The organism is Variovorax sp. GW821-FHT09A10 (assembly GCF_059418385.1).
On the sequence record NZ_JBWKPT010000002.1, the window covers coordinates 79,909 to 104,020 of the forward strand.

Genomic DNA, 24,112 nt, shown 5'->3' on the forward strand with positions numbered 1-24,112 from the left:
GCCCGCCGAGCCCGCGCATTACCGTGCACGGGGGAGGGCGGCGAAAGCGAAAGCTTCCGCGTAGGCGAAAAGAGGAGTCACGCCAACATGAAACACATCATTGCAGTGCTGCTGGAAAACGAGCCGGGTGCTCTTTCCCGCGTGGTGGGCCTCTTTTCGGCCCGTGGCTACAACATCGAATCGCTGACCGTGGCTCCGACCGAGGACGCAAGCCTCTCGCGCATGACCATCGTCACCACCGGCTCGGACGACGTGATCGAGCAGATCACCAAGCACCTGAATCGCCTCATCGAGGTCGTGAAGGTGGTCGACCTGACCGAAGGCGCCTACACCGAGCGCGAGCTCATGATGGTGAAGGTGCGTGCGGTGGGCAAGGAACGCGAGGAAATGATGCGCATGGCGGAAATCTTCCGCGGTCGCATCATCGACGTGACCGACAAGAGCTACACCATCGAGCTCACCGGCGATCACGGCAAGAACGACGCTTTTCTCGAAGCGATCGACCGCAGTGCCATTCTGGAGACGGTTCGCACCGGCGCCAGCGGCATCGGACGCGGCGAACGCATCCTGCGGGTCTGACACCATGATTCGGAGCTCAGTCGTTGCCCGTTCGGGCTGAGCTTGTCGAAGCCTCCGCGCAAGCGGGGACTGCATTGAGCCCTTCGACAGGCTCAGGACGAACGGCACAACAACACACTGCAACTCGCATATCTATCTGGAGAACATCATGAAGGTTTATTACGACAAGGACGCGGACCTGAGCCTCATCAAGGGCAAGACGGTTGCCATCATCGGTTACGGCTCGCAAGGTCACGCACACGCGCAGAACCTGAACGACAGCGGCGTCAAGGTCGTGGTCGGCCTGCGCAAGGGCGGCGCTTCGTGGGACAAGGTCGGCAAGGCCGGCCTGCAGGTCGCTGAAGTCGCTGACGCCGTGAAGTCGGCCGACGTCGTCATGATCCTGCTGCCCGACGAGCAGATCGCCGCCGTCTACAAGAACGACGTGGCCCCGAACATCAAGGAAGGCGCTTCGCTCGTCTTCGCGCACGGCTTCAACGTGCACTACGGCTTCGTGCAGCCGCGCGCCGACCTCGACGTGTGGATGGTGGCTCCCAAGGCCCCGGGCCACACCGTGCGCGGCACGTACACGCAAGGTGGCGGCGTGCCGCACCTGATCGCGGTGCACCAGGACAAGAGCGGCAAGGCGCGTGACCTCGCGCTGAGCTACGCCACCGCCAATGGCGGCGGCAAGGCCGGCATCATCGAGACCAACTTCCGCGAAGAAACCGAGACCGACCTGTTCGGCGAACAAGCGGTTCTGTGCGGCGGCACGGTCGAGCTGATCAAGGCTGGTTTCGAAACGCTGGTGGAAGCCGGCTACGCGCCTGAAATGGCGTACTTCGAATGCCTGCACGAGCTGAAGCTGATCGTCGACCTGATCTATGAAGGCGGCATCGCCAACATGAACTACTCGATCTCGAACAACGCCGAATACGGCGAGTACGTCACGGGCCCGCGCATCGTGACCGACGAGACCAAGAAGGCCATGAAGAAGGTCCTGCAGGACATCCAGACCGGCGAATACGCCAAGAGCTTCGTGCTCGAAGCTGCTGCCGGCCAGCCGGTGCTGATCAGCCGCCGTCGCCTGAACGCCGAGCATCAGATCGAAGTCGTCGGCGAAAAGCTGCGCGCGATGATGCCCTGGATCAAGAAGAACAAGCTGGTCGACCAGACCCGGAACTGATCTTCAGAGGCAAGAGCCAACAGGGTGCTTCGGCACCCTGTTTCGGAGGGCCACCCGTCGCGGTGGCCCTTTTGTTTGAAGGGGTGCGCACAGGTCCCCTGAACTACACTGCGAAGCATGCGATTCACAGACCAAGACGCTATCGAATGGATAGCTGATCGGGCAGTTCCCACGAGGGACGGAGGCCATTTCAATGCATGACGACACGCTCCCCGACGATGTGCAGCCGCGCAAGCGTCGCAAGGGCATCTACATCCTGCCGAACCTGTTCACGCTGGCGGCGTTGTTCGGCGGCTTCTACTCGGTCGTGATGGCCATGAACGCGCGCTTCGACCTCGCGGCGCTCGGCGTGTTCGCCGCGATGATCCTCGACAGCCTCGATGGCCGCGTCGCGCGCATGACCAACACGCAAAGCGCGTTCGGCGAGCAGATGGACTCGCTGTCCGACATGGTGTCGTTCGGCGCCGCGCCCGCGCTCATCGCGTACGAGTGGTCGCTCAAGGGGCTGGGACGTTGGGGCTGGATTGCCGCCTTCGTGTACTGCGCCTGCGCAGCACTGCGGCTTGCGCGCTTCAACGTCAACACCGGCGTGGTCGACAAGCGCTGGTTCCAGGGCCTGCCGTCGCCGGCGGCGGCGGCGCTCGTGGCCGGCTTCATCTGGCTCATGACCGAGTGGGGCAAGCGCGGCGGCGAAGTGCTGTATCTCTCGTGGACGCAGATCACGTGGATCACTTTCGCGTTCACGCTCTATGCCGGACTCTCGATGGTCACCAATGCGCCGTTCTACAGCTTCAAGGACGTCCAGATGAAGAAGAGCGTGCCCTTCGTCGTGATCGTGCTGATCGCGCTGGGCATTGCGGTCATCAACATCCATCCGCCGACGGTGTTGTTCAGCCTCTTCGTGGCCTATGGCCTGAGCGGCTACGTGGTGTACGCATGGCGCAAAGCCAAGGGCCAGCCGGTGAGCGTGATCAGCACCTCGACCGAAGAGCCCGACGAGCGGGGGCTGCACAACTGAAGTCCCGGGCCTTCACAGGTCCGCGAAGGCTGTGCTACATTCGCAACCCTCATGACCAAGATTTCGCTGCTGGCCCTACTAGCCCTCCCTCACGGGCGGAGACGGTAGCGCACGCGCTAATCCCTCATCACGGCCCGTTCGCACCAGCAACGGGCCGTTTGTCTTTTGGGGTTGCTGGTTGAGTTCCAACCATCACAGAGAAATCGACATGCTCAAGCAACCTCAAGCCAAATACCGCGCATTCGCCCCGATCGGTCTCAAGGACCGCACCTGGCCCGATGCCGTGCTGACCAAGGCCCCGATCTGGCTGTCGACGGACCTGCGCGATGGCAACCAGGCCTTGGTCGAACCCATGGACATCGCGCGCAAGATGCGCATGTTCGAAACCCTCGTGGCCATCGGCTTCAAGGAAATCGAAGTCGGCTTTCCCTCGGCGTCGCAGGTCGAATTCGACTTCGTGCGCAAGCTCATCGAAGAAGACCGCATTCCCGACGACGTGACGATCCAGGTGCTCACGCAGGCGCGCGACCACCTCATCGAACGCACCTTCGAAGCGTTGCAGGGCGCACCGCGCGCCATCGTTCACCTCTACAACGCCGTCGCGCCTGTGATGCGCCGCGTGGTGCTCGGCATGGACGAAGACCAGATCGTCGAACTCGCGAGCAGCCATGCCCGCATGTTCAACGACTTCGCCGCCAGGCAGCCGAACACGAAGTGGACCTTTCAGTACTCGCCCGAAATGTTCTCGGGCACCGACGTGGTCTTCTCCAAGCGCGTGGTCGATGCGGTCACCGCGGTCTGGGCGCCGACGCCTGAACGCAAGTGCATCGTCAACCTGCCCACGACGGTCGAGCATTCCACGCCGAACATCTTCGCGGACATGATCGAGTGGATGCATCGCAACCTCGAGCGTCGCGATTCGATCGTGCTGTGCGTGCACCCGCACAACGACCGCGGAACCGGCACGGCCGCTGGTGAACTGGCCTTGATGGCCGGCGCCGAGCGCATCGAAGGCTGCCTCTTCGGCAACGGCGAGCGCACCGGCAACCTCGACCTCGTGAACGTCGCGCTCAACCTCTACACGCAAGGCGTTTCGCCCGAACTCGACTTCTCGAACATCGACGAGATCCGCGCAACGGTCGAGCACTGCAACCAGATCCCGGTACACCCGCGCCATCCGTATGTAGGCGACCTCGTCTACACCTCGTTCTCGGGCTCGCACCAGGACGCGATCAAGAAGGCCTTCGCCGCGCGCAAGGACGGCGACATTTGGGATATCCCGTACCTCCCCATCGACCCGAAGGACGTGGGCCGCAGCTACGAAGCCGTGATCCGCGTGAACAGCCAGTCGGGCAAGGGCGGCATGGCCTACCTGCTCGAGAGCGAGTACGGCCTCGAGATGCCGCGTCGCCTGCAGATGGAATTCATGCAGGTCGTGCAGCGCGTGATGGACGTGGGCGGCAAGGAACTCACCGCCGCCGACCTCTGGCAGATCTTCGTGAACGAATACGGCATCGAGACCGCCAAGGCCTTGCAGCACCGCGTGATCCAGGAAGAAGGCGAGGGCGCCGAGGCCACCGTGGTGCTGCGCGGCGACCTGCCGTGGGACGGTGAAACGCGCGCCATCGAAGGCCGCGGCAACGGTCCGATCGACGCCTTCACGCAGGCGCTGAGCCAGGCCACCGGCCACACGGTGCGCGTCATGGACTACCACCAGCACGCCATCGGTGCGGGCGCCGATGCCAAGTCGGTGGCCTACCTCGAACTGCGCGTCGACGAGTCGCAGACCCTGTTCGGCGTTGGCATCGACGCGAACGTGATCTCGGCCTCGCTGAAGGCGATCGTGTCGGGCGTGCAGCGGGCCAGGGGCCGGGGCGCGCACAGCGCACAATCGGTGGCTGAAGTCGCCTGACGCACCGGCACCAGCCGTACGCGCAAGGTGGGAACGAACAAAGGAGCTCCACGATGACCGACCAACTCATTATTTTCGACACCACCTTGCGCGACGGCGAACAGTCGCCCGGCGCCTCGATGACGCGCGACGAAAAATTGCGCATCGCCAAGCTGCTGGAGCGGCTCAAGGTCGACGTCATCGAAGCGGGCTTTCCGGCCAGCTCGAACGGCGACTTCGAGGCCGTGAAGGCCATTGCCAATGCGATCAAGGACTCGACGGTGTGCGGCCTCTCGCGTGCCAATGACCGCGACATCGCACGCGCGGCTGAGGCCCTGAAGGGCGCGGCGCGCGGACGCATCCACACCTTCATCGCGACCTCGCCGTTGCACATGGAGAAAAAGCTGCGCATGTCGCCCGACGAGGTGCATGAGCAGGCCAAGCTGGCCGTGCGCTTTGCGCGCAACCAGATCGCCGACGTCGAGTTCAGCCCCGAAGACGGCTACCGCAGCGACCCGGACTTCCTGTGCCGCGTGCTCGAAACCGTGATCAACGAGGGCGCCACCACCATCAACGTGCCCGACACCGTCGGCTACGCCATCCCCGAGCTGTACGGCAACTTCATCAAGATGCTGCGCGAGCGCATTCCCAACAGCGACAAGGCGATCTGGTCGGTGCATTGCCACAACGACCTGGGCATGGCCGTGGCGAACTCGCTGGCCGGTGTGAAGATCGGCGGCGCGCGACAGGTCGAGTGCACGATCAACGGCCTGGGCGAGCGCGCGGGCAACTGCTCGCTCGAAGAAGTGGTCATGGCCGTGAAGACGCGCAGGGACTACTTCGGGCTTGACCTGAGCATCGACACCCAGCACATCGTGGCCGCGAGCCGCATGGTGAGCCAGACCACGGGCTTCGTGGTGCAGCCCAACAAGGCCGTGGTGGGTGCCAACGCGTTCGCGCACGCCTCGGGCATCCACCAGGACGGCGTTCTCAAGGCGCGCGACACCTACGAGATCATGCGGGCCGAAGACGTGGGCTGGAGCGCCAACAAGATCGTGCTGGGCAAGCTCAGCGGTCGCAACGCCTTCAAACAGCGCCTGCAGGACCTGGGCGTGACGATGGAGAGCGAAACCGAGGTCAACGCCGCGTTCTCGCGCTTCAAGGAGCTGGCCGACCGCAAGTCCGAAATTTTCGACGAAGACATCCTGGCGCTGGTCAGCGCGGAAGAGTTGTCAAACGTTGGTGAACAGTTCGCTTTTGTCTCTCTCTCCCAGCACAGCGAAACCGGCGAGCGGCCCCAGGCCAAGATCGTGTTCACGATCCAGGGCAAGGAAGTCACCAGCGAATCCGATGGCAACGGGCCAGTCGATGCGTCTCTCAAGGCGATCGAGGCCCACGTCAAGAGCGGTGCGGAGATGGTTCTTTACTCTGTCAACGCCATCAGTGGCTCGACGGAAAGCCAGGGAGAAGTTACAGTCCGGTTACAAAACGCAGGGCGGGTGGTCAACGGTGTGGGTGCAGACCCAGACATCGTGGTCGCTTCGGCAAAGGCTTATTTGAGTGCGCTCAACAAGTTACAGAGCCAAGCTGAGAGAGTGGCGGCACAAGGTTAGGTTTTGAGGCGTTCCTTGGTATTCGAATGAAGAAGGGGATGCAAGTAACTGATATTGCGTGCCTTTTTTGATTTCGATACACTGCGGTCCTCGTTTGTTGCCGCTGGAGATTTATTGATGCCTGAAACCCGTCTACGTCGAGTTTCCATCCAGCGGTTCCTACCCGCCTTCAAGTTCCTCGCCGTGGCGCTGTGCGCCTCGGCGTTTTTGCTGCCTGGCGCCCAGGCCGCGAAGAAGGAAAAACCCGCTGCCGCCAAGTCTGCCGTCGCCAAGAAGGCGAAGGCACCCGCCGAGGCCAAGCAGCGCAATGCGTCCGCTTCCAAGGTGGCACGCGGCGGTCGCGCCGAGCAGGCCGACAAGGTCGTGCGCGGTGGCCGCAACGTCGTGGCCACCATCCACAAGAAGAACGGCAAGACCGTCGTTGCCGTGCAGCGCCGTTCGGTGGTGCGCGTCGAAACGCCCGCCCGCCAGTCCTTCGGCCAGATGGCCGGCCTGCACAGCACCGACGACGCACTCGACCTGAAGTCGAGCGTCGCTCTGGTGATCGACCAGGACACCCACGAAGTGCTGTTCAGCAAGAACGACCACGCCGTGCTGCCGATCGCTTCGCTCACCAAGCTTATGACCGGCCTGCTGATCAGCGAGGCCCATCTGCCGAACGACGAACTCATCACCATCACGCAAGACGACGTCGACACCGAAAAGGGCAGCCGCTCGCGCCTGACCGTCGGCACCACGCTGTCGCGCGGTGAGCTGCTGCACCTGGCGCTGATGTCCAGCGAAAACCGCGCGGCGCACGCGCTGGGCCGCACCTACCCGGGCGGCCTCACGACCTTCGTGAGCATCATGAATGCCAAGGCCCGCATGCTCGGCATGAAGGACACGCGCTACGTGGAGCCCACGGGCCTGTCGAGCCGCAACCAGTCGAGCGCGCAAGACTTGGCGCTGCTGGTCAACGCAGCCTATTCCGACGCTACGGTGCGTTCGCTGTCCACGTCGCCGGAATACCAGGTCGAGGTCGGCAACCGCGTGCTGCAGTTCAACACCACCAACCGCCTCGTGAAGAGCCCGGAATGGGACATCGGCCTGCAGAAGACCGGCTACATCTCCGAAGCCGGTCAGTGCCTCGTGATGCAGGCCAAGGTGGCCGGGCGCAAGCTGATCATGGTGTTCCTGGATTCGGCCGGCAAATTCAGCCGCATCGCCGACGCCGAGCGGGTTCGCCGCTGGGTCGAGGCCACGCACGCTGTCTCCGGTCCGCGCGGCTTCCAGGTCGCTGGCTAACCTGAGCGGGGAGGCCGTTCAGCGGCCTGCCTGCAGCCCTCGTGGAGGGCTGACCGGCTGACTCGCCGGGACAGAGAGGAAAAGAGTCGAAAGCAAACGGGCGCTCAGGCGCCCGTTGTCACGTTTGCGCCCGACGCTGGCGTTGCAGCCATGCCGTCCTTGAAGCCCAGCGCGCCCGAGATTTCGTTGGCGGTTGCCTGCAGCTTGGGCAGCCAGCCTTCGTCGAGGCGATCCGCCGGGGCCGAGATCGACAGGCCTGCCACCAGCTTGCCCTGGTCGTCGTAGATGCCGGCCGCCATGCAGCGCACCCCCAGTTCCAGTTCTTCGTTGTCGCGGGCGATGCCGTACTGGCGCGCCTTCGACAGCTCGCGCTCGAGTGCGGGCAGCTGGGTGATGCTGTTGCGGGTGTGGCCGGCCAGGCCGGTGCGCGTGGCGTAGCTGCGCACGCGCTGTGGGTCGTCGGCGGCCAGGAACAGCTTGCCGGTCGAGGTCAGGTGCAGGGCGGCACGGCCGCCGATGGCGCGCACCACCTGCATGCCCGAACGCTCGCTGTAGGCGCGCTCGATGTACACGATCTCGTCGCCCTGGCGCATGCTGAGGTTGACCGGCTGCTGCGTGAGCTTGTGCAGCTCGCGCATCGGGCCCAGGGCCGCGTCGCGCACGTTCAGGCGGCCCTTGACCAGGTTGCCCAGCTCGAGCAGGCGCATGCCGAGGCGGTAGCTGCCGGCCTCCGGCCGGTCGACGAAACGACCGACCGCGAGGTCATTGAGGATGCGGTGCGTGGTCGACGGGTGCAGCCCCGTCTTTTCGCTGATTTCCTTCAGCGAGATCGCCTCTTCGCGCGAGGCGAGGACATCGATCAGCGAGAACATGCGCTCGATGACCTGGATGACGGGAGTGGCGGGAACGTCGGATAGGTTTTTTCTCATGGCGCAATGCGGTGATGACCGTGCGCCATTTTACCTTGTGAAATCGCCCGGTGCCTGCCAGTGGCCGTCCACCAACACTTCGTGCGGGGAAAAGCGCGCTTTGTAGTGCATCTTGGGGCTGCGCTCGATCCAGTAGCCCAGGTAGACATGCGGCAGGCCCAGCTTGCGGGCTTGTTCGATCTGCCACAGCACGCTGTAGGTGCCGTAGCCGGCGCCGTCCTCGGGCTCGTAGAAGGTGTAGACGGCCGAGATGCCGTCGCTGAGCACGTCGAGGATCGACACCATCTTCAGCGCGCCCGGACTGCCGTCGGGCAGCGTTTCGCGGAACTCGACCAGCCGCGAGTTGACGCGGCTTTGCAGTAGGAACTGCGTGTACTGGTCGATGCTGTCGTGGTCCATGCCGCCGCCCGAGTGGCGACCGGTCTGGTAGCGCAGGTAGAGCTGGTAGTGCTCGGGCACGAAGCACAGCTTGAGCACACGCGCCTGCAGGTCGGCGTGCTGCCTGGCGGTGCGACGCTGACTGCGGTTCGGCTTGAAGCTGTGCGCCAGCACGCGCAGCGGGATGCAGGCGCGGCAGCCGTCGCAATACGGCCGGTAGGTGAACATGCCGCTGCGCCGGAAGCCGCTGAGCACCAGGTCGGAGTAGGCGTCGTTGTGGATCAGGTGGCTGGGCGTGGCCACCTGCGAGCGGGCCTGGCGATCCGGCAGGTAGCTGCAGGGATAGGGCGCCGTCGCGTAGAACTGCAGCGTGTGAAGCGGAAGATCCTTGAGGTGCGTCACGTCACGTCACGTCGAAAGAGAAGGTCGCTCGGAAAGGAGTTCGGACCAGTATACGGGGTCGAATTGCCACTGCGGGCCCTCCTGTTTTCGGGCCTGGGCCACGTGCGCGACGAAGCGCGCGCGGGGCATTTCGCGGGCGCCGAGGCTGGCCAGGTGCGCGGTGTTCTGCTGGCAGTCGATCATCGCGACGCCGGCTCGTCGGCACAGCGCGACCAGGCCGGCCAGCGCGATCTTCGAGGCGTCCGGGCGGCGCGTGAACATCGATTCGCCGAACACGGCCCGGCCCAGCGCCACGCAGTAGAGCCCGCCCGCGAGTTCGCCGTCGATCCAGGTTTCAACGCTGTGTGCGTGCCCGGCGCGGTGCAATTGCGTATAGGCCTTCACCATGTCCGGCACGATCCAGGTGCCCGACTGGCCGGCCCGCGCCGACTGCGAACACGCCTGGATCACCGTTCCAAAATCGTGATCGATGCGCAGCTCGCAGCCGGGCGTCGCGGCAAAACGGCTCAGCGTCTTGCGCAGCGAGCGATGCAGCCGGAAGTCGTTCACCCGCAGCACCATGCGCGGGTCGGGGCTCCACCACAGGATGGGCTGGTCGTCGCTGAACCAGGGGAAGACGCAGCGGCTGTAGGCCTGCATCAGAGTATCGACATCGAGCGAGCCGCCGGCCGCCAGCAGGCCGGGCACGGGGTCTCTTTCGTCCCATGCCGACGCGGGGTCGGGCAGTGCATCTCCGGGTTCGAGCCAAGGCAGTTGTCGCATGGTTGCAGGTATACACGGCTTCTCGCAACGCCCGCCACTTGAGGGAAAATCCCGCTCACACGGGAACAGCCCACAAGGCTGCGGCCCCAGTGCCACCGCCGATGGCACGCGAGACAACCCCACAAGACCCGTCGAAAAACCTATAGTGCACAGCTTGCTTTCGCAGTACCACAGCGGATCCGGCAGGCATGTGCAGGGCGCCGGGGATCAGCACAAGAGGACCACGTTGACCACTGAACCCAACCCCACGCGCTTCGGCAGCGGCCAGGCGGTGCGCCGCCTCGAGGATGAGAGCCTGCTCGCAGGCGCCGGCCGTTACACCGACGACGTCACGCTCGCCGAGCAGGCGCATCTCGTTTTTCTGCGTTCCCCGTATCCGCATGCGCGCATCGTGTCCATCGACACGTCCGCGGCCGTCGGCATGCCCGGCGTGCTGCGCGTGATCACCGGGGCCGACCTGGCCGCGGCCGGCGTCAAGCCGATGCCCGGCGCCGCCGGCTTCAAGCGCGCGGACGGCAGCGACAGCGCCAGCCCGCCGCGCCGCGCCCTGGCGCACGAGCGCGCACGCTTCGTCGGCGAGCCGGTGGCGGCCGTCATTGCCGACACCGTGCAGCAGGCGCGCGATGCGGCCGAGGCCGTCATGGTCGACTACGAAGAGCTGCCGATGGTGGTCGACCTGCCGGGCGCGACCGCCGACGGCGCGCCGCTCCTGTGCGAGGAGGCCACGGGCAACATCGCCGCCGAGATGCGGCACGGCAGCAGCGAAGCCGCCACCGCCGCGTTCGAGCGCGCCGCCCACGTGATCGCGCTCGACGTGAACAACCAGCGCGTGGTCGCGCTCACCATCGAGCCGCGCGCTGTGCTCGCCACGCACGACAGCAAGACCGACCGCCTCACGATCCGCATGAGCACCCAGATGCCCTCCGGCGTGCGCGATTCCGTCTGCGCGGCCATCGGGCTGGCCAAGGAAAAAGTGCGCGTGGTCGTGGGCGACGTCGGCGGCGGCTTCGGCATGAAGACCGGCGCCTACCCCGAGGACATCGCCGTGGCCTACGCTGCGCTGCAGGTGGGCCGGCCCGTGAAGTGGGTGGCCGACCGCAGCGAAGAGTTCCTCTCGAGCGCGCACGGCCGCGACATCGAGGCGCGCGCCGAAATGGCGCTGGACGCCGACGGCAAGATCCTGGCCCTGCGCATCAAGACGCTCGCCAACGTGGGCGCCTACGCCACCGGCACCGGCGTCGCGATCCAGCTGCTGATCGGCCCGTGGGTGCAGACCAGCGTCTACGACATCCAGACCATCGACTTCCATTTCAAGGCGGTGCTCACCAACACCGCGCCCACCGGCGCCTACCGCGGCGCGGGCCGGCCCGAGGCCATCTTCACCATCGAGCGCCTGATGGACGAGGCCGCGCGCCAGACCGGCATCGACCGCATCGCGCTGCGCCGGCGCAACTTCATCCGCCCCGAGCAGATGCCCTACAAGAACCCGATGGCGCAGACCTACGACACCGGCCAGTTCGAGTCGGTGATGGACCAGGCGCTGCAGCTGGCCGACTGGCAGGGTTTCGAGGCCCGCGCGGCCGAGTCCGCGGCGCGCGGTAAGCAACGCGGCCTGGGCATCGCCACGTTCCTCGAGTGGACCGGCGGCAACGTGTTCGAAGAGCGCGTCACCGTCTCGGTGCAGGCCGACGGCGTGATCGAGGTGTTCTCGGCCGTCAACGCCATGGGGCAGGGCATCGCGACCTCGCTCGCGCAGCTGGCCGTCGATGCCTTCGGCGTGCCCATCGAGAAGGTGCGCGTCGTGCTCGGCGACACCGACCGCGGCGACGGCTTCGGCAGCGCCGGCTCGCGTTCGCTCTTCACCGGCGGCTCGGCCGTGCGCATCGGCGCGGAACGCACCATCGACAAGGCGCGCGAGCTCGCGGCGCAGGAGTTCGAAGCCTCCATCGACGACATCGTCTACAGCCGCGGCACCTTCATCGTGGCCGGCACCGACCTCGAACTCGACCTGTTCACCCTGGCCGCCAAGCAGCCGGGGCGCGAGATCTTCGTCGACTCCACCAGCACCGTGGCTGGCCCGAGCTGGCCCAACGGCTGCCACATCTGCGAGATCGAGCTCGACCCGCCCACCGGCGAGATCAGCGTCGTGGCCTACAGCTCGGTCAACGACGTGGGCCGCGTGGTCAACCCGATGATCGTGCGCGGCCAGCTCGAAGGCGGTGCGGTGCAGGGCATCGGCCAGGCGCTGTACGAGCAGGTGGTGTACGACAGCGAAACCGGCCAGCCCGTCACCGGCAGCCTCATGGACTACGCCGCGCCGCGCGCCGACATCGTCGACACCATGTTCCAGATGGAAATGGACGAATCCACGCCCTGCAAGAACAACCCGCTGGGCGTGAAGGGCGTGGGCGAGCTGGGCACCATCGGCGCCACGCCGGCCATCGTCAACGCGGTGGCCGACGCCTTCGCACGCAACGGCCTCGGCGCCCGCGCACCCCGCCTGCACATGCCGCTGAGCCCGTCGCGCGTGTGGCAGGCCATGCAGACGATCGACTGAGCGCCGCCGGCCGGTGATCGAAGGGCGACGAAAGTCATCATGCGCGTCACCACCGAACTGCAGACCGACGCGATCCGCGTCTCGACCTACCGCTGCGACGCGGGCGTCGGCGCGGCGCCGTTCACCGAGATGCATGAGACGCACTCGGTCTCGTACGTGCGCAAGGGCAGCTTCGGCTGCCGCGCGCTCGGCCGCGACTACGAGCTGGTGGCCGGCGCGGTGCTGGTCGGTGCGCCAGGCGACGACTACGTCTGCACCCACGAGCACTTCGCCTGTGGCGACGAGTGCCTGTCGTTCCACTTCTCGCCGGGCTTCGTCGACCTGATCGGCGCCGACCGGCGCAGCTGGCATGCCTCGGCGTTGCCGCCGCTGCCCGAACTCATGGTGCTGGGCGAACTCGCGCAGGTCGCGGTCGAAGGCGGCAGCGACGTGGGACTGGACGAGCTGGGCATGGGCTTCGCCAGCCGTTTCCTCGACGTGGTGAAAGGGCGCGGCAAGCCCGCGGCGCCGCCGTCGGCCACGCCGCGCGACCGCCGCCGCGCGGTCGAGGCCGCGACCTGGATCGAGGCCCACGCCGCCGGTGAGATCGGCCTGGAAGACGCGGCCGCCCAGGCGGGCCTGAGCGCCTTCCATTTCCTGCGCCTGTTCTCCCAGGTGCTCGGCGTCACGCCGCACCAGTACCTCGTGCGCTCCCGGCTGCGCCGCGCGGCGCGCCTGCTGGCGGACAGCGACCTGGCCGTGACCGACGTTGCCCTCGAAGCCGGCTTTGCCGACCTGAGCAACTTCGTGCGCACCTTCCACCGCGCGGCCGGCGTGTCGCCGCGCGGGTTCCGGCTCGCCGCCAAGGGCGACCGCAAGATTTTCCAAGACCGCCTGGCCGCGCTGCTTCACGATGACCGCTTGATCCACCCTTCAAGCAGGAAGTCATCGCCATGTACGACCACATCGGACTGAAAGTCAAAGACCTCGCCGCGAGCCGGCGCTTCTACGAAGCCGCGCTCGCGCCGCTCGGCCACGTGCTGGGCTCCCACGACGACGAAAGCTACGCGGGCCTCGGCCCGGCCGGCGAACCGGCGCTGTGGCTCTATGCCGCGAAAGATGCCAAGGGCCCGGGCACGCACATCGCGTTCCGCGCGCCCGACCACGCGGCCGTCGCCGCCTTCCACAAGGCCGGCCTGAAAGCCGGCGGCACCGACAACGGCGGCGCGGGGCCGCGCGCCGACTACAGCCCGACCTACTACGCGGCCTTCCTCATCGACCCCGACGGCAACAACGTCGAGGCCGTCTGTCCCTGACACGAAAGGCACCGACCCCATGGCCACCGTCTACAAGGAATTCATCGTCGAGCGTGATGTGGCGCAGGTGTGGGACGCGCTGCGCGACTTCGGCGCCGTGCACACACGCCTCGCGCCGGGCTTTCTCACCGGCTGCGAACTCGACGGGCAGGGCGCCCGCATCGTCCACTTTGCCAATGGCCTCGTGGCGCGCGAGCTGCTCGTGGCACTCGACGAAGAGAACCGCCGGCTGGCCTACACCGTGACCGACGGCAAGGCCACGCACCACCACGCATCGGCCCAGGTGTTCGCGCACAGTGAAGGCCGGTCGCTCTTCGTCTGGATCACCGACGTGCTGCCCGACGGGCTCGCGGCGTACATCGAGCCCATGATGGCGCAGGGCGGCGCGGCCATGAAGAAGACGCTGGAGAAGGCCAACGAACGATGAGCACGCCGATGACCCCTGTCGCGAGCGAGATCCGGGCGGTCGTGCAGCGCTACGCGCAGGCCTGGGCCGCCAACGACCTCAAGGCCATCGTCGACTGCTACCACGACGAGGTCGTCTTTCACTACTTCGGCCGCAGCCCGCTCGCGGGCACGCACCGGGGCAAGGCGGCCTGCCTCGCGGTGCTCCAGCAGGTGAAGGCGCGCACGAACCGCCGGCTGGTCGCGGTCCGCGACGTGCTGGCCGGCGAGCATTTCGGGCTGATCGTCGCCGTCGAGCAGTTCGAGCACCAGGGGCGCCCGGTCGAACTGGAGCGCCAGCTGCGCTATGCCGTGAAGGACGGCAGGCTCAGCGAATGCTGGATCTACGACGAAGACCAGCGCTGGGTCGACGAGGTGCTGTCGTCGCCCGCCGTTCAGAAGTCTTCGAGCGGCAGCCCCACGTAGTTTTCCGCCAGCGCGGTGGACGCCGCGCGCGAATGCACGAGGTAGTCGAGCTCGGCTTCCTGGATCTTCTGGCCGAAGGCGCCCGTCTCGGGAAAACGGTGCATCAGCGAGGTGAACCACCACGAGAAGCGCTCGGCCTTCCAGACCCGGCGCAGGCACAGGTCGGAATAGCGGTCCAGCGCCGAGGCCGATTTCTCGTTGTAGAAGATCTCCAGGGCGCGCGACAGGTACCCCACGTCGGCGGTCGCGAGGTTGAGCCCCTTGGCGCCGGTCGGCGGCACGATGTGCGCCGCGTCGCCGGCCAGGAACAGCGAGCCGAAGCGCATCGGCTCGGCCACGAAGCTGCGCAGCGGCGCAATGCTCTTTTCGAGCGACGGGCCCGTCACCAGCCGTTCGCGCGCTTCGGGGTCGAGGCGCGCGCGCAGCTCGTTCCAGAAGGCTTCGTCGCTCCAGTTCTCCACCTTCTCTTCGGTCGGCACCTGCACGTAGTAGCGCGAGCGCGTGGCGCTGCGCATGCTGCACAGTGCAAAGCCGCGTTCGGTGTTGGCGTAGATGAGTTCGTGCGAGACCGGCGGCACGTCGGCCAGCACGCCGAGCCAGCCGAAGGGGTAGACCTTCTCGTAGGTCTGGATCGCGTCGGCCGGCACGCTGGCGCGGCTCACGCCGTGGTAGCCGTCGCAGCCGGCGATGAAGTCGCACTCGATCTCGTGCGTCTGGCCGTCCTTCTCGTAGCGCACGCGCGGCTTGGCCGAATCGAACTCGTGCAGGCTGACGTTGGCTGCGCTGTAGATCGTCGTGAGGCCTTCGGCCGTGCGCGCTTCCATCAGGTCGCGCGTCACCTCGGTCTGGCCGTACACCGTGACCTGCTTGCCGCCCGTGAGGCCGTGCATGTCGATGCGGTGGCGCTCGCCCTTGAACAGCAGTTCGATGCCGTCGTGCGGCAGGCCCTCGGCCTTGGCGCGAACGTCGACGCCTGCGCGCGCCAGCAGGTCCATCGTGACCTGTTCGAGCACGCCGGCGCGGATGCGGCCCAGCACGTAGTCGCCGCTCTGGCGCTCCAGGATGATGTTGTCGATGCCTGCCTTGTGCAGCAGCTGGCCGAGCAGAAGGCCGGCGGGGCCTGCGCCGATGATGGCGACCTGGGTGCGCATGTTCGTGTCTCCGAAAGGGTTTTGCCAAGCGTAGGGCGCGGCCGGCCGGTTGGGGCGGCGACTGGCGAGGCTCTGTGCGATCATGCGAACGCGTGCGCGATCATCGCGCAACACTTCTTCAGCCGACCGATCCACGACGAACTCCCGACGACGAATGACCATCGCCCGCGCCGACTTCATCGAGGGCATCGCCAAGGGCATGGCGGTGCTCGAAAGCTTCGACACCGAGCGCCAGCGCCTGAACGCCACGCTGGCGGCCGAGCGCGCGGGCCTCACGCGCGCCGCCGCCCGGCGGCACCTGCTCACGCTGGCCCACCTGGGCTACCTGGAAACCGACGGCAGCTACTTCTGGATGGCGCCGAAGGTGCTGCGCTTCTCGGGCAGCTACCTGGCCTCGTCGCGCCTGCCGCGCGCGCTGCAGCCCACGCTGAACCGGCTCGCGGCGCAGACGGGCGAGTCGTTCTCGGCTGTGGTGCTTGACGGCGAGGAAGTGGTCATCGTCGCGCGCAGCGGCAGCTACGGCACGCCGACGCGCGTGCTGGCCTACGGCCTGCACCTGGGCGCGCGCCTGCCGGCTCACGCCACCTCGACCGGGCGCGTGCTGCTGGCCGCCATGGCCGCCACGCAGCTCACGCAGTGGCTCAAGGGCCGGCACCTGGCGCGGCTCACGCCGCACACCCTCACCCAGGCGCGCGCGCTGCGCCAGCGCATCGCGCAGGTGCGCAAGGACGACTACTGCTTCGCCAGCGAAGAGCACGAACTCGGCGTGCAGGCGCTGGCGGTGCCGCTGCGCGACATGCAGGGGCACACGGTGGCCGCGCTCAACGTGGTGCTGTCGGGTACGCGCTACCAGGAAGAGACCTTGCAGCGCGAGATGCTGCCGCTGCTGTTCGAGGCGGCGCGCGAGGTGCGCTCCCTCCTGTGAACTGAGGTGCGCTGAACTTTCAGCTTCGGCGCGGCCTCGAACCTCCGACAACGGACACCACCATGCGACTCCTGCTTCTCGAAGACGACGTGATGATCGGCGAGGCCGTGCTCGACCTGTTGAGGGCCGAGCAGTACGCCGTCGATTGGGTGAAGGACGGCGACGCTGCCGAATCCGCATTGCGCACCCAGCAGTACGACCTCGTGCTGCTCGACCTGGGCGTGCCCCGCCGCGACGGCCTGGAAGTGCTGCGCGCCCTGCGTGCGCGCAAGCAGCGCATGCCGGTGCTGATCGCCACCGCGCGCGACTCGGTGCAGCAGCGCATCGAAGGCCTCGACGCCGGCGCCGACGACTACGTGCTCAAGCCCTACGACCTCGACGAGCTGCTGGCCCGCATCCGCGCCTTGCTGCGGCGCGCATCCGGGCGCGCGGAACCGGTGTACGAGCACATGGGCGTGAGCATCAACCCCGCCACGCGCGAGGTCGCGGTGAACGGCGAGCCGGTGGTGCTGTCGGCGCGCGAGTGGGCGGTGCTCGAGCCGCTGCTGGCCCGCCCGGGCATGGTGCTCTCGCGCGCCCAGCTCGAAGAAAAACTCTACGGCTGGAAGGACGAGATCAGCAGCAACGCGGTCGAGGTCTACGTGCACGGCCTGCGCAAGAAGCTGGGCGCGGAGTTGATCCGCAACGTGCGCGGCGTCGGGTACATGGTGCCCAAGGCATGAGGCGCCGCGTGATGCGCTGGACCGGATCGCTGCGCGCGCGGCTGCTGGTGTTTTTGCTCGCAGCCATCGTGCTCGCGGCCGGCGCGCAGGCGCTGGTGGCCTACCGCACGGTGCTGAAAGAGGCCGACGACATCTTCGACTACCACATGCAGCAGATGGCGCTGTCGCTGCGTGCGGGCCTGCCGCCGAGCGCGGCCGTGGGCGGGCTCGGTGGTGCGGAGCAGAACTTCGATTTCGTGGTGCAGGTGTGGACGGTCGACGGCGTGCGCATCTTCGAATCGGCCGAGGAAGCGGCGCTGCCGCAGCTGGCGGTGCTGGGCTTTGCCGACGTGCGCGCACGCGGCACGACCTACCGCGTGTTCTCGATGCAGACGCGCGGGCTGGTGATCCAGGTGGCGCAGGACATGGCGGCGCGCCGCCACATGGCGGGCTCGCTCGCGCTGCGCACCATCGTGCCCGTGGCGCTGATGGCGCCACTCCTGATGCTGGTCGTGTGGTGGGTGGTGAGCCTGTCGCTGGCGCCCGTGGCGCGCGTGCGCCGGCAGGTGGCATCGCGGCAGGCCGACGACCTCTCGCCCGTGAGCGAAGAGAACCTGCCTGAAGAAGTGCGTCCGCTGGTGCAGGAACTCAACCTGCTGTTCGGCCGCGTGCGCCATGCGTTCGATGCGCAGAAGCACTTCGTGGCCGATGCCGCGCACGAGCTGCGATCGCCGCTGGCGGCGCTCAAGCTGCAGGTGCAGGGCCTGCAGCGCGCGCCCGACGACGCGGCGCGCACGCTGGCTGTGAGCCGGCTGTCGGCCGGCATCGACCGCGCGACGCGCCTGGTCGAGCAGATGCTGGCGCTGGCCCGTCACGAGGCCAGCGTGGCCGCCGGCGCGAAGCCCGAAACGGTCGATCTGGCCGAAGTGGCGCGCCTGGCCATCTCCGATGCGGTGGCGGCCGCGCAGGCGCGTCGCATCGACATCGGCGTGGCGCAGTCCGACGCGGGCGCGACCGTGAGCGGCCAGCCCGAGGCGCTGCGCATGCTGCTGCGCAACCTGATCGACAACGCCGTGAAGTACACGCCCGAAGGCGGGCGGGTCGACGTCGGTCTCGTGAAGCGCACCGACGCGGTGGAGCTGCGCGTGGACGACAGTGGCCCGGGGCTGCCCGAGGCCGAGCGCGCACGCGTGCTCGACCGCTTCTACCGCTCGGGCGAGCCGCAGGCGCCGGGCAGCGGGCTGGGGCTGGCCATCGTGAAATCGATCGCCGACCTGCACGGCGCCACGGTGGCATTGGAAAAGTCCGCGAGCCTCGGCGGGCTGTGCGTGCGCGTGGTGTTCGCTGCCCCAGAGAAAGTGGATTCCGTTTAAGCGACGCCTAAGTCAAGGCCGCGACATTCCTTTCACCGTGTTTGCGCTTCGGCGCAGGATTGAAAGGAATCGAAGAATGAAAACCGCCTTGACTTCCCCCCGTGCCCTCGTGATCGCGCTGGCCAGCGCCGGCGTGATCGGTGCCGTCGGCGCCGGGGCCTACACCAGCGCCCGCGCCGTGAACGCCCCGGCCACCACCGCTGCCGTCGCCGCGCCGGCCGCCATGGTCACCTTGCCCGACTTCTCGACCATCACCTCGCGCGACGGCCCCGCCGTGGTCAACATCAGCGTGACCGGCACCGAGAAGGCCCCGGACGACGACACCATGGCGCAGCTGCAGGGCATCGACCCGGACGATCCGATGTTCCAGTTCTTCCGCCACTTCCAGGGCCAGATGGGACCGCGCGGCCAGCAACAACAGCAGCGCGCCGTGCCGGTGCGCTCGCAGGGCTCGGGCTTCATCGTGGACCCGAGCGGCATCATCATGACCAACGCCCACGTGGTGAAGGACGCGAAGGAGGTCACCGTCAAGCTGACCGACCGCCGCGAGTACCGCGCCAAGGTGCTCGGCGCCGATGCCAAGACCGACATCGCGGTGCTCAAGATCGACGCCAAGAACCTGCCGGTGCTCGCGCTGGGCAACACCAAGGACCTGAAGGTCGGCGAATGGGTGCTGGCCATCGGCTCGCCCTTCGGCTTCGAGAACACCGTGACGGCCGGCGTGGTGAGTGCCAAGGGCCGTTCGCTGCCCGACGACAGCTATGTGCCTTTCATCCAGACCGACGTGGCCGTGAACCCCGGCAACTCGGGCGGGCCGCTGCTCAATGCGCGCGGCGAGGTGGTCGGCATCAACTCGCAGATCTACAGCCGCAGCGGCGGCTACCAGGGCGTGTCGTTCGCCATTCCGATCGACGTGGCGGTGCAGGTGAAGGACCAGATCGTCGCCACCGGCAAGGCCACGCATGCGCGCCTGGGCGTGGCGGTGCAGGAGGTGAACCAGGCCTTCGCCGATTCGTTCAAGCTCGACAAGCCCGAGGGCGCGCTGGTTTCGAACATCGAGAAGGGCGGCCCCGGCGACCATGCCGGCCTGAAGGCGGGCGACGTGATCCGCAAGGTCGACGGTCAGGCCATCGTGTCGTCGGGCGACCTGCCGGCGGTCATCGGCCAGCAGGCGCCGGGCAAGAAGGTCACGCTCGAGGTGTGGCGCCAGGGCGAGCGCCAGGAGCTGCAGGCCAAGCTCGGCGATGCCAGCGACAAGCCGGCGCAGGTCGCCAAGGCTGACAACACGGCGGGGCAGGGCAAGCTCGGCCTGGCGCTGCGCCCGCTGCAGCCGCAGGAACAGCGCGCGGCCTCGGTCGACGGCGGCCTGCTGATCGAGGACGTGGCGGGCCCGTCGGCGATGGCCGGGGTGCAGGCCGGCGACGTGCTGCTGGCCATCAACGGCACGCCGGCCAAGAGCCTGGAGCAGGTGCGCCAGGCAGTGGCCAAGGCCGACAAGTCGGTGGCGCTGCTCATCCAGCGCGGCGAGGACAAAATCTTCGTGCCGGTGCGCCTGGGCTGACCGGCCCGGCCGGGTTCAAGGCAGCGCGCAGGGCCAGTCGAGCGACACGCGCGTGCCGCCGGCCTGCGCGTCGGCCCGCTCGATCTGCAGCCGCGCCCCGATGGCCTGCGCCCGCGAACGCATGTTCGCGAGGCCATGGCCGCCGGGGCGTTCGTTCGCCGGCAGCCCGCGGCCGTTGTCGGTGAGCACGATGCGCACCAGCGGCGGCGTCTGCTCGCCGTGCCAGCCCACATGCATCACGATGCGCGTGGCGCCCGCGTGCTTCAGCACATTGGTGAAGGCCTCCAGCAGGATGCGTTGCAGCTGCAGTGCGGCCTGCGCGGCAAAGGGCGCGAGCGTAGGGATGAGCGCTACGTCCCACACCAGCTCGATGCCGGCCGCGTCCAGCCGGGGCTGCAGGCGGTAGCGCAGCGTGGCCAGCACGGTGGTCAGGTCGTCGTGCATGGGCTGCAGCGAATCGACGGCCATGCGCATCTCGTCGAGCGCCAGCTTCACGTGCTCCTCGACCACGTCGCGGTCGGGCGCGGGCTGGTTCACCACGTTGAGCAGGCCCACGAGCTGCGAGCCCACGCCGTCGTGGATCTCCCGCATGATGCGCTGGCGCTCCAACAGCACGGCCTGTTCTTCCTGCTGCTTGCGCACGGTTTCGAAGGCGCCGCGCAGCTGCTCTTCGCGCTCGGCCACGCGCGCGGCGAGGTTGGCGTTGAGCGAGCGGTAGTCGGCCACGGTGCGGCTGTAGCGCTCCACCACCAGGCCGGCCAGGATCATCACGAAGAAGAAGATCGCGTGCGAGGTGAGCGTGTAGTAGGCGCCGCCGAACAGGCCCATGCGCACCAGCAGCAGGTCATGCGCGCCGGCCAGGATGGCCAGCGTGCCCGCCGCCATCAGCACGCCCGCGATGCGCCGCCGCGCCACCAGCGCGCCGTGCACCACGTAGGGCAGGCAGATGGTGCTCGTGACCTGCAGGATCGCCAGCCCCGTGGTCCACAGCGCCGGCAGCGCGAAGGCGAAGGAGGCGCAGGCCAGCACCACCGACAGCGCCAGCGCCCCGTAGATGGAGCGCACCAGCCAGGGCGGGTTGCGGTCGAGCACCAGCAGCACGAAGCGCGCGATCAGCCCGATGTGGCAGGCGTAGCAGACCGCCACCACCGCGCCCCACAGCGGCCAGGGCACGGGCCCTTCGGTCAGCACGCGGTCGAGGTTGCGCGCCACGCCCGAGAGCGCGGCCAGCGCAAAGCAGCCGTAGAGCGCGTCGCGCTGGCGCAGCCACAGCCCGGCGGCCAGGCCGCCCATCAGCAGCAGGCTCACGGCGTAGACGATGGCCGAGGTGTTGCGCCAGTTCTGCTGCGAGCGGTGCAGCGGGGCCAGGGAGGCTTCGGGGCCGTAGAGCACGCTGGCCAGCCCGCCGCCGCGCTGGCGCTGGATGGTGGCCTGGATGAGCAGCTCCTGCGGCTGGCCGTCGCCGCGCCGCAGGGCGGCGGCCAGCGGGATCAGCAGGTTGCCCTTGCCGGCGTCGTAGGCCGGATCACCGAGCACGCCGTAGTTGGCGACCAGCGCGCCGTTGAACCACACGGTGGCCTGGTTGCCCAGGCCCGACATCAGCAGCGCCTGGGCGTCGCCCGCGCGGGCGGCGTCCGGGGGCAGTGCGATGCGGTAGCTGGCCTTGCCGCCACGCCCCGGAAACTCGTGGTCCCAGCGAAAGGGCAGCGCCACCTGGCGCACCTGCATCGGCAGGCCGTCGGGTTCGAGGCTGGCTTCGGCCCAGTCCACGTCGGTGGTGCCCGGCGGGTTGGCGGCTTGGGCGAAGGGCACTGCGAGAGCCAGCCACAGCAGCAGTAGCAGCAGCGCGGCCCGCAGGGGGGAAAGGAAAAAGGCGGGGCGGTTCACGCGGCTAGGAAAGCCGGCCTGGAGGACGGGTCGCCAACACGGCTTCCGAGGGTGGGGGCGCATCCAGCTTGCCGTAGATGTTGCGGATATGGGTTTGAACCGTCGATGCGGAGACTCCCATCTGCGCGCCGATTTCGGCATAGGTGAAACCACGAGAGACCCGGTCGAGCACTTCGGCTTCGCGCGATGAGAGGTGCCCGGGCGCGCCGTCGGAGGCCTGCCAGCGGCGCAGCAACTGCCGCGCGATGCCCGGCGGCAGCGGGGAGCCACCGGTGCCCAGGTGGCGCAGGTGCGCCGCCAGGTCGGCCTCGGTGCCGTCCTTGAGCAGGTAGCCGCGCGCACCGGCCTCGAAGGCCTGCACCATGTGGGTCTCGTCGCCGAAGATCGTCAGCACCATCACCGCGCAGGCCGGCTGCATGCGGCGGCACTGGCGGATCACCTGCAGGCCGGGGTGGTCGGGCAGGCCGAGGTCGACCAGCAGCACATCGACCGGGTTGTCAGTGAGCCAGTTCAGGATGTCGACCGCGTTCGAGGCGCTGAAGGCCAGCGCCAGCGCCGGGTCCGCGCCGATCACGCGGGCGATGCGCTCGCGCATGCCGCTGTCGTCCTCGACCACGGCGACCTGGGTGGCGGTCAGGGGCATGGCGGGCTTCCGCAGGCGAGACCGGGGCCGAGGCGCATGGGCAGATCCGTTTCCGTTCGGAGGTTGCAGGTGCCGCAAGCCTATCGACCGGTATCGGGCGAGCCCATCCTATAGACGGGGGAGGGGGGGACCCTGCCGGCGCGCGATGGTGTCCAGCCGTGTCGCGACGCGCGCCACGTGCTGCACCAGTTCGGGAGGCGACTCGATCTCGATGGCGTGGCCCAGGCAGCCCAGCCACACGGCCAGCGCATCGAGCGAGCTGGCGCCGGTCACGACGCGCGTGCGGCCCGCGTCGAGGGCTTCGGGAACGCCGCCTACCCAGCCCAGGTGCGGTTCCAGCGCCGCGAGCGGGGCATGCACGATCACGCGCGCGTGGTGCAGGTAGGGCGAGACCTTGAGCGCGTGTTCCATGTAGGCCTCGACGTCGCCCAGCGGCAGGCGGCGCGCGGTGAAGCGCGCGCCCGTCGGTTCGGCGTCGACGATGCGGTCGAGGCGGAAGGTGCGCCAGTCCTGGCGCGCCGTGTCCCAGGCCAGCAGGTACCAGCGCTGGCCGGTCTGCACCACGCGGTGCGGCTCCACGGTGCGCGCCGTGGCCGTCTGGTGGTGGTCCTGGTAGCCGAAGCGCAGCTCGCGCCGCTCGGTGCAGGCCTCGGCGAACATCGACACCGCCTTCACGCGCACGCCCGACTTGCTGCGCATCACCGGCACCACCGAGGCGCGCACGCTGCCCAGGCGGCGCTGCAGGCGCGGCGGCATCAGCTGGTCGAGCTTGGCGAGGGCGCGCATCGACGCGTTGCCGATGTCGCCTTCGCCCGTGCCGGCATGGCCGAGCGCCAGCGCCACGGCAATGGCTTCCTCGTCTTCCAGCAGCAGCGGCGGCAGGGCGCTGCCCGCACCCAGCCGGTAGCCGCCGGCCACGCCCGAGGTGGAGTCGACCGTGTAGCCGAGGCTGCGCAGCCGGTCGACGTCGCGGCGCAGCGTGCGCTCGGTGATCTCCAGGCGCTCGGCCAGGGCGGCACCGGTCCAGGCGCGCTGGGCCTGGAACAGTGCGAGCAGGCGAAGCAGGCGGGCGGAAGCGGACAGCATGGGCCGCATCATGCATGCGATCGAGGACAGAATCTGTCCGCA

Annotated in this window: 22 protein-coding genes; 15 read left to right on the forward strand and 7 right to left on the reverse strand. The window is 68.0% G+C overall.

What is annotated here, in order from left to right; translation table 11 throughout:
• The first annotated feature begins 87 nt into the window (after positions 1–87).
• The 6 genes from ilvN (at position 88) to AC07Q9_RS07125 (ending at position 7,550) form a co-directional block, all read left to right on the forward strand.
• Positions 88–579: an acetolactate synthase small subunit gene (gene ilvN / locus AC07Q9_RS07100; RefSeq protein WP_013540983.1), complete on the forward strand. Its 492-nt coding sequence runs from the start codon at positions 88–90 to the stop codon at positions 577–579.
• Between the two features lie 148 nt (positions 580–727).
• Entirely contained in the window at positions 728–1,744 is a 1,017-nt protein-coding gene (gene ilvC, locus AC07Q9_RS07105) for a ketol-acid reductoisomerase (RefSeq protein ID WP_062478069.1), read from the forward strand.
• A gap of 193 nt (positions 1,745–1,937) precedes the next feature.
• Positions 1,938–2,762, forward strand: coding sequence for a CDP-diacylglycerol--serine O-phosphatidyltransferase (gene pssA / locus AC07Q9_RS07110; protein ID WP_056580207.1), 825 nt, complete (start codon positions 1,938–1,940; stop codon positions 2,760–2,762).
• 208 nt (positions 2,763–2,970) lie between these two features.
• Positions 2,971–4,674: a 2-isopropylmalate synthase gene (gene leuA, locus AC07Q9_RS07115; protein WP_495308358.1), complete on the forward strand. Its 1,704-nt coding sequence runs from the start codon at positions 2,971–2,973 to the stop codon at positions 4,672–4,674.
• Between the two features lie 53 nt (positions 4,675–4,727).
• Complete coding sequence (locus AC07Q9_RS07120) at positions 4,728–6,266, forward strand: 2-isopropylmalate synthase (RefSeq protein WP_495308360.1); 1,539 nt, start codon at positions 4,728–4,730, stop codon at positions 6,264–6,266.
• Between the two features lie 117 nt (positions 6,267–6,383).
• Positions 6,384–7,550 (forward strand): serine hydrolase, encoded by a 1,167-nt coding sequence (locus tag AC07Q9_RS07125; protein ID WP_095950197.1) that lies wholly within the window; start codon positions 6,384–6,386, stop codon positions 7,548–7,550.
• Positions 7,551–7,654: 104 nt separating this feature from the next.
• On the opposite strand, the gene AC07Q9_RS07130 is transcribed toward AC07Q9_RS07125, so the two are convergent.
• From AC07Q9_RS07130 to aat, 3 genes are read right to left on the reverse strand one after another with little or no spacing between them, the layout of a single operon-like run.
• Complete coding sequence (locus AC07Q9_RS07130; protein WP_070060913.1) at positions 7,655–8,479, reverse strand: IclR family transcriptional regulator; 825 nt, start codon at positions 8,477–8,479, stop codon at positions 7,655–7,657.
• 30 nt (positions 8,480–8,509) lie between these two features.
• Positions 8,510–9,259 carry an arginyltransferase gene (locus AC07Q9_RS07135; protein WP_495308361.1) on the reverse strand — a complete coding sequence of 250 codons (750 nt, stop codon included), beginning with the start codon at positions 9,257–9,259 and terminating at the stop codon, positions 8,510–8,512.
• Positions 9,260–9,265: 6 nt separating this feature from the next.
• A complete protein-coding gene (aat, locus tag AC07Q9_RS07140; RefSeq protein ID WP_495308363.1) occupies positions 9,266–10,021 on the reverse strand; it encodes a leucyl/phenylalanyl-tRNA--protein transferase in 756 nt (251 codons plus the stop codon).
• Positions 10,022–10,247: 226 nt separating this feature from the next.
• Between aat and AC07Q9_RS07145 the strand changes: the two genes are divergently transcribed.
• Genes AC07Q9_RS07145 through AC07Q9_RS07165 form a run of 5 tightly spaced genes read left to right on the forward strand, consistent with a single transcriptional unit; the run spans position 10,248 to position 14,743 of the window.
• Positions 10,248–12,578, forward strand: a complete 2,331-nt coding sequence (locus tag AC07Q9_RS07145; RefSeq protein ID WP_495308364.1) for a xanthine dehydrogenase family protein molybdopterin-binding subunit — start codon at positions 10,248–10,250, stop codon at positions 12,576–12,578.
• 39 nt (positions 12,579–12,617) lie between these two features.
• Entirely contained in the window at positions 12,618–13,532 is a 915-nt protein-coding gene (locus tag AC07Q9_RS07150) for a helix-turn-helix domain-containing protein (RefSeq protein WP_495303816.1), read from the forward strand.
• Entirely contained in the window at positions 13,511–13,873 is a 363-nt protein-coding gene (locus tag AC07Q9_RS07155; RefSeq protein WP_099789834.1) for a VOC family protein, read from the forward strand. Before AC07Q9_RS07150 ends, AC07Q9_RS07155 begins: the two co-directional genes overlap by 22 nt.
• Positions 13,874–13,892: 19 nt before the next feature.
• Complete coding sequence (locus tag AC07Q9_RS07160) at positions 13,893–14,300, forward strand: SRPBCC family protein (RefSeq protein ID WP_495308367.1); 408 nt, start codon at positions 13,893–13,895, stop codon at positions 14,298–14,300.
• An 8-nt stretch (positions 14,301–14,308) separates the two neighbouring features.
• On the forward strand, positions 14,309–14,743 hold the full coding sequence (locus tag AC07Q9_RS07165) for a nuclear transport factor 2 family protein (protein WP_495308368.1): 435 nt from the start codon (positions 14,309–14,311) through the stop codon (positions 14,741–14,743).
• Here AC07Q9_RS07165 and pobA read toward each other — a convergent pair.
• Entirely contained in the window at positions 14,713–15,894 is a 1,182-nt protein-coding gene (pobA, locus tag AC07Q9_RS07170; RefSeq protein WP_495308370.1) for a 4-hydroxybenzoate 3-monooxygenase, read from the reverse strand. The genes AC07Q9_RS07165 and pobA overlap by 31 nt on opposite strands.
• A gap of 154 nt (positions 15,895–16,048) precedes the next feature.
• Between pobA and AC07Q9_RS07175 the strand changes: the two genes are divergently transcribed.
• From AC07Q9_RS07175 to AC07Q9_RS07190, 4 genes are all read left to right on the forward strand, one after another.
• Positions 16,049–16,819 (forward strand): IclR family transcriptional regulator domain-containing protein, encoded by a 771-nt coding sequence (locus AC07Q9_RS07175; protein ID WP_139704142.1) that lies wholly within the window; start codon positions 16,049–16,051, stop codon positions 16,817–16,819.
• A gap of 62 nt (positions 16,820–16,881) precedes the next feature.
• The gene (locus tag AC07Q9_RS07180) at positions 16,882–17,541 is read left to right on the forward strand and encodes a response regulator (RefSeq protein WP_062478105.1); all 660 of its coding nucleotides are present in this window, start codon (positions 16,882–16,884) and stop codon (positions 17,539–17,541) included.
• Positions 17,542–17,552: 11 nt separating this feature from the next.
• Entirely contained in the window at positions 17,553–18,893 is a 1,341-nt protein-coding gene (locus AC07Q9_RS07185; protein WP_495308374.1) for an ATP-binding protein, read from the forward strand.
• Positions 18,894–18,969: 76 nt separating this feature from the next.
• Complete coding sequence (locus tag AC07Q9_RS07190; protein ID WP_159276681.1) at positions 18,970–20,454, forward strand: Do family serine endopeptidase; 1,485 nt, start codon at positions 18,970–18,972, stop codon at positions 20,452–20,454.
• Between the two features lie 15 nt (positions 20,455–20,469).
• Here the strand turns inward: AC07Q9_RS07190 and AC07Q9_RS07195 are convergent, their stop codons facing one another.
• The 3 genes from AC07Q9_RS07195 to AC07Q9_RS07205 all read right to left on the reverse strand — a co-directional run bounded on the left by AC07Q9_RS07195 (position 20,470) and on the right by AC07Q9_RS07205 (position 24,070).
• Complete coding sequence (locus tag AC07Q9_RS07195) at positions 20,470–22,266, reverse strand: sensor histidine kinase (RefSeq protein ID WP_495308377.1); 1,797 nt, start codon at positions 22,264–22,266, stop codon at positions 20,470–20,472.
• Positions 22,267–22,345: 79 nt separating this feature from the next.
• The gene (locus AC07Q9_RS07200; protein WP_082818203.1) at positions 22,346–22,984 is read right to left on the reverse strand and encodes a response regulator; all 639 of its coding nucleotides are present in this window, start codon (positions 22,982–22,984) and stop codon (positions 22,346–22,348) included.
• A 108-nt stretch (positions 22,985–23,092) separates the two neighbouring features.
• On the reverse strand, positions 23,093–24,070 hold the full coding sequence (locus AC07Q9_RS07205) for a helix-turn-helix transcriptional regulator (RefSeq protein WP_495308380.1): 978 nt from the start codon (positions 24,068–24,070) through the stop codon (positions 23,093–23,095).
• Positions 24,071–24,112 lie beyond the last annotated feature (42 nt).